Source organism: Bacteroides sp. f07, from assembly GCF_042854785.1.
Lineage (GTDB): Bacteria > Bacteroidota > Bacteroidia > Bacteroidales > Bacteroidaceae > Bacteroides.
The window spans coordinates 45,882-51,938 of the sequence record NZ_BAABXI010000005.1; the positions used below are offsets into that span (position 1 = coordinate 45,882).

The 6,057-nt window shown below is 39.3% G+C and carries 3 protein-coding genes; all 3 read right to left on the bottom strand.

What is annotated here, in order from left to right; all coding sequences use genetic code 11:
- Positions 1–5: 5 nt before the first annotated feature.
- From ACGHVY_RS24655 to ACGHVY_RS24665, 3 genes are read right to left on the bottom strand one after another with little or no spacing between them, the layout of a single operon-like run.
- Entirely contained in the window at positions 6–3,185 is a 3,180-nt protein-coding gene (locus tag ACGHVY_RS24655; RefSeq protein WP_390602125.1) for a SusC/RagA family TonB-linked outer membrane protein, read from the bottom strand.
- 60 nt (positions 3,186–3,245) lie between these two features.
- Positions 3,246–4,847 carry a fimbrillin family protein gene (locus tag ACGHVY_RS24660; protein WP_390602126.1) on the bottom strand — a complete coding sequence of 534 codons (1,602 nt, stop codon included), beginning with the start codon at positions 4,845–4,847 and terminating at the stop codon, positions 3,246–3,248.
- A gap of 55 nt (positions 4,848–4,902) precedes the next feature.
- A complete protein-coding gene (locus tag ACGHVY_RS24665; protein WP_390602127.1) occupies positions 4,903–5,916 on the bottom strand; it encodes a fimbrillin family protein in 1,014 nt (337 codons plus the stop codon).
- Positions 5,917–6,057: the final 141 nt, after the last annotated feature.

The window sequence follows — 6,057 nt, forward strand, 5'->3', positions numbered from 1 at the left end:
CTATTTTAGAATCCTAATTTCAAGCTCAACGTATAAGTCTTGGACAATGGATAAGAAGGTGCATTAGTAGCTCTCGCTTCCGGATCTCCCCACAAATAAGGAGTAATAGTCCACAGATTATATCCCGCCAATGCTAACTGGCATGTATTCAATCCAAGTTTCTTCATTAATGGGAAGTGAAAATTATATGCCACCTGAAGAGTTTTCAAACGCAAGTATTTTGCATCTTTCTCGTATAAAGTAGAAGTAGCATAGTTATTCTTCGCATTATCAATGGTAGCCCGTGGGTATTCCGAAGCTTGCGACGGGTTTTCCGGTGTCCATGTATGGTTTAGATGATAAGCTAACAATCCTCCTTGTTCACTGTTTGAAGATGAATAAAACGGCTGACGGAATACGTCTGAAATCATACGACTGACATTCCATGCACCTGTCCATTGAGTACTTACTTCCAGATTCTTCCAACTGAATCCTAAATTAATACCCGCCATATATTCCGGATCATCAGTAAAGCCATAATCATAACTTGCATCATTGGCATCAATCTTGCGGTCACCATTCAAATCGACATATACCGCATCTCCATTTTGAAGAATACTTTCATGAGCCGGGAACGGACGGTTAAATGTCTGTTCATATAATTCCGGAGTACTTTCATCATAAAAACGCCAGAACACATACTGGCTGCGTGAACCGATACGGTGACCTTTCTGATATTGATATGCATTATTCTGTGGGGCTTCCTTCTTTTCCAGAATCTTATTCTGGTTATAAGATAAATTGATGCCCGCCCAATAACGGAAGTTTTCTCCAATCTTATCGTTCCATTTTAAAGAAAGCTCCCAACCCCAACTGTCTACACTTCCTAAATTAGAATATGGGGTGACAAAACCTAACATTCCCGGAGCTGTACCATCACGCAAAAGGATATCATTACGACGTTCTTTATAATATTCAAAAGTTGTTTTCAGACGGTCGTCAAAGAAATTAATATCAACACCATAGTTCCGTTTCAGGGCTTTCTCCCATGTCACAGCGGCATTATTCTTGGCTACTTCGCGTGCACCCAGACTAACAGTGCCATTATCTATTCCAAAACCGTAACCCCAAGCATTAGTAGCTCCTCCGCTTGCCGTCACACGGTTTGCCAAATCACCCAACCCGACATTATATGGGTCTGCAATATACATAAACCGCGAACCTCCAATCTTATCATTACCTACCAAACCTACACTGGCACGCAATTTCAAAAAACTAACAACCGACTTCAATGGGCGGAAAAAGTTCTCTTCACTCACCACCCAACCGATAGAACCTGCCGGAAAATAAGAAAAGCGTAAATCGGAGGCAAAATTTTCCGAACCATTATAACCGACATTAAGTTCTGCCATATAACGATTCTTCCAATCATAAGTGACACGTCCGACTATCCCAACATATCCACGAGGTATGTCCGAATATTCCGTTGGATAATACTCTTTCTGTTGATTATACAACAATAAAGCAGTCACTGTATGGTCTCCCAAAGTACGGTTATAGTTAAAACTAGCTTCCATATACCAATTACGTGCTTTGCCTGTAGTATATGAATACTTCACATCCGTATTCTCGCCAAACTTACGATAAGCAATACTGCCATCTTCCATCAATACAGGAGTATATGTAGCAACAGAGCCACCTGAGCCTACTTTATTGACTGTAAACGAACTATTGTAAGACCCTTTCACTTTAAAAGAAAGTCCTTTAGTTAGAAAATCCAGTTTCTGATCCAAAATAACATCCACATTCAGCGAATTATTATTAGTTTGACTGAATCCATTGCCGTAATATCCCATACCCGTACTTCCTGTAAATGGTAATTTCAAACCGTCGGAATAAGTCTCATCAGTTGCATTTACCAATTTTCCGTCTATAATTCCCGGACTAGAGAAAGGGGTAGCGTAATACATATTTTTAATCAAACCGGAAGACCCTTGACTAGTACGCGGCTGATCTGAATTATTCACGTTACCACTGATGTTAAATGACAAGGTAGTAGTCTTAGTTACATCCATATCCAAATTCGTACGATAATTAAATCGACGATATTGGTAGCTTAAATTATACGGCAAATCAAATTCACTAAAAAGCCCTCCTTGTGTATAAGCACCTGCAGAAATAAAATAGCGCACTTTATCTGTTCCTCCCGAAATATTCAGATTGTGTTGGCTCTGAAGTGTCGCACTCTTCATGATATAATCAGCCCATTGTATATTAGGAAAACGGATAGGATCAGAACCCTCTGCAAATTTTTGAATTACAGTTTCACTGAATAAAGGTGATTTACCATCACCAGTCATCATTTGGTTATGAAAACGAGCATAATCATAAGAATTAGCCTGTTCCACCATCTTTGTAGGCATTAGTACAGAGGCAGAAGTGGTAAATGAAATCTTCGCTTTTCCTTCCTTACCTCGTTTGGTTGTAATCAATATAACACCATTAGCTCCACGAATACCAAATACAGCTGTTGCAGAAGCGTCTTTCAAAATAGAAATGGACTCAATTTCATTCGGGTCGATATCATTCATACTATCACGATCTACACCATCTACTTGAATCAATGGTGAAGAATTTTCCCAGGTAGCCTTACCGCGAATCAAAATCTCAGCAGCGTCCGCCCCCGGCTCACCGGAATATTGTACGGTAGTCAAACCTGTCATCTGCCCTCCTAATACATTAGAAACAGAACCTACAGATACACGAGTCAGTTCTTCTCCTTTCACACTAGCGATAGCTCCCGTCATGGTCACTTTCTTCTGTGTACCATAAGCCACAATTTCCACCTCCTCAAGGGCAGTCACATCTTCTACCAGAATGACTTTCATGTCATTCTTCGCTACAACGGTTTTATCAGTATAACCTATAAAAGATATTTTCAGTTTTGTGCCGGGACGCACATTTATTCTAAACACACCGTCAATATCAGTAATCGTACCGTTAGTGGTTCCTTCTGCAAGTACACTTGCCCCAATTATCGGTTCACCCTGGCTATCTACTACCGTTCCTTTTATAGTACTTTGCTGCTGTACAACCTCAACGGCTGCCGAAGCTGTTTGCAATCCCCATGCAGGTGCAAAAGTTGCTATAGTGAAAAACAGAGCGACAGGTAAGGTTGTCCCTTTTATAAAGTTTTTCTTATTCATATATGTATATGTTCATGATATAAGTATGGTTGACGGACTTTATATACCGTCATGTTTATTTTAGAATGCGAGCATCATACGGAAATAGCCGGCACGTGAACCACGTTCACAAATAATGTGATATCTTCCACCAGCCATACCATGCGTCCATTGGTTAGCAGCAGAACGTTGCGTACTACTCCAATAATGCCCACTATTAGTTCCAGACTCAACAGAAGTCATCTCATCACCATTTACATTCTTTAGACTACGATTAATAGCACTCAAATTCTTAGACACTGTATCCCAGCACATGATAGAAGGCAGATACCAAGGAGTCACATTTGCCGGAACAGCTTCCGTTTCACGATAAGCTTTAATATACTCATAAGCATAGTCACAAGTAGAAGGACTTCCCTTACCTTCGTAGCACATAGTAAGTAGCTGTGTGTTGTTGTATCCCATTAATGCAGGGAAAACCAATGAAGCATCATTCTTATTGACATCACTCTCAGTATTACAACCTACAAACTTATCAGCCCAATCCTCATCTGAAGTGAACCAGTCTGAATAATAACCGGACTTACTGGTATGGAACATTTGTAGAGCAGTCTCTTCTACCAATGAATTCTTGAGAGACAGTACTACTCCATGCGTACTTGAAGGAAAGTCACGACGCAAGGCATCAACTTCTGCTGAATAAAGACTAGAGTGTGTTACGCTAGGTTGTGGGTTTCCTGCATAACATACAATACCAATCACATTTTCCGGCACCGTTTCCGCATCCACAGAAACAATTTTTCCATCTGCACAGAAATAATCCCCTACCTGCAAAGTGTGATTAATTTTAGTTTTATCCTCGATTGTATACATTTTCGCAGTTCCTCCTTCCAAAGTACCTTTGGCCTCATATTCCATTTCACTTACTCCTGTATAAGTACCTTTAATTGAGAACTCCTTATTCGGATTAACCAAAAAACGGTAGGTATCCGTACTTTCTTGATAATAAGGAGTCGCTTGAACATTGTTCATTGTAAACGAACCGGCTGTTAATGGTATAAAATAATCATCTATACCGCCATTTGTAAAGCTATATGTCAAATTAGGCATTTTCACTACCGCAAGAGCCATCCGATGTTGCATAGTAAAAGCGATCTGTCCTTTCAAACGATCTCCTTGAACACTACCTGTACTCGTCATCAAATCATATTGTGTATAGTTTCCCTCATTTTGTTCCTCGCCAATCTTCCAATTGCTGACATATGTTTCAAAAGGATCTATCTTAGTCGGATCAAAAGTTACATTTGCATTATACGGATAATAAGCATAAAAAGTCATTCTTTGGAATTGCGAACCTTTATATTCAATAGGATCACCTCCATCGGTTAATTCCCAATAACCATCTGTCAGTGTGAATTTCCGATTCTTGATATCTTCTACCACCGTTTCTCCTCTTACCGCAAATACACCGATGGCATCTCCATTAGAAAATCGGGTGGTATATCCATTCTCTATAGCACGTGTCTTACCACTTTCATCTATAAATCCTTCATCAGACACACTAATCTGAAATCCCTGCAAAGAATCTGAGGTTTCTCCTTCCAATTCTTCATTTTGCGAGCAAGACGCAACTATGGCTGCGCCAGCCAGAAAAAGCATTGATATATAACTATATACTTTCATAAATCTCATATTTATATTTTTAGCATTATTTGTCTATATTATATAAGAAAACAGATCACTTTACAACAGGCTGTGGAGTTACGGTTTCTTCTGTAATATTCCAAGTAGGATTGGTTATCTCTGTTCCAGTTTCAGCTATGCTCGGATCGGATGTTATAGGATCGTGGTTCTCATCCTCCCATCCCATAATTTGCGTTTGCTCCGTAATTGTCAGTACATAATTATTGTCTTCGTATTTATTTGTTTTAATGATATAGTTATAAGAAAATCCCGATTTCAATTCTGTCAAGTTTGCAAACTCCGCTTCATATAGGTAGCCATTCATCCTAGCTTGAATAGTTACTTTACCTTGCACCTTCTGTGGCAGTAAGATAGCTTGTACCGTATAATTATCCTTCTCTCCTACCTTATCCCAATAAATATCATCATCCTCCGTAACGGGTGCTTCACTAACTGTCGTCTCTCCCGTCTTCGGATTAAATGTTCCACTATTTTTAAGTCCGATAAGATAACAAGTAATATCTGCAAGTTCTACCCCTTCGCCGGCTTGAAATTCCAATCTGATACGGCTCATTACATGATTGAATGCTAGTGTAACATTCGGATTTTGTGAAGTCGCTTTCGCTTTAGCAAAAAGAAAGTCTATCTTAGCACGTTCTTTTGCTGTAGCTTGATTGTCACTGGCCGTAGTCACTTCCAATATAGGTTGTTCTTCACCTGATGTACCAGAAAATGGGGCATATGCCACTACATCATATTCTCCGGAGCCTAATACCCAGATTTCCTCTGCAGTTCCTCCTTTGGCAGCAAAAAGACCATTACCTTTATATTTGTAATGAACATTCACTTGCTCAGTACCACAAGTGATTCCAACCGAGTCTCCGGCTTCCCAGTTCGTTTCTGTAGCTCTTGTAACAAGATTGCTAGCTTCATGATCGTTTATTACTGCACTAAAAGAAACTTTTGCTCCCGATTCACCGGTAAACTGAATATCAGTTTCTTTAATATCGTTGCTACATCCTGCTAAAAGTAGTAAGGCAACAGCAGTTGTGACATAGTTTTTTTTCATACCATGTTTTTTAAAGTTAAACATATTTTTGTTGATTAGTAAAATCTTCGTAAAAAAAGAAAGGTAATAGCTGTGACCTCTCCCAGCTAATAAGTAAAGAAAGCGAAGTTATTTTTTTGTTGTTTTTCATATAGTAGTCTC

Coding starts and splice junctions, on each gene's coding strand:
- ACGHVY_RS24655 (WP_390602125.1), bottom strand. CDS start 3,185: ATGAATAAGAAAAACTTTATAAAAGGGACAACCTTACCTGTCGCTCTG.
- ACGHVY_RS24660 (WP_390602126.1), bottom strand. CDS start 4,847: ATGAAAGTATATAGTTATATATCAATGCTTTTTCTGGCTGGCGCAGCC.
- ACGHVY_RS24665 (WP_390602127.1), bottom strand. CDS start 5,916: ATGAAAAAAAACTATGTCACAACTGCTGTTGCCTTACTACTTTTAGCA.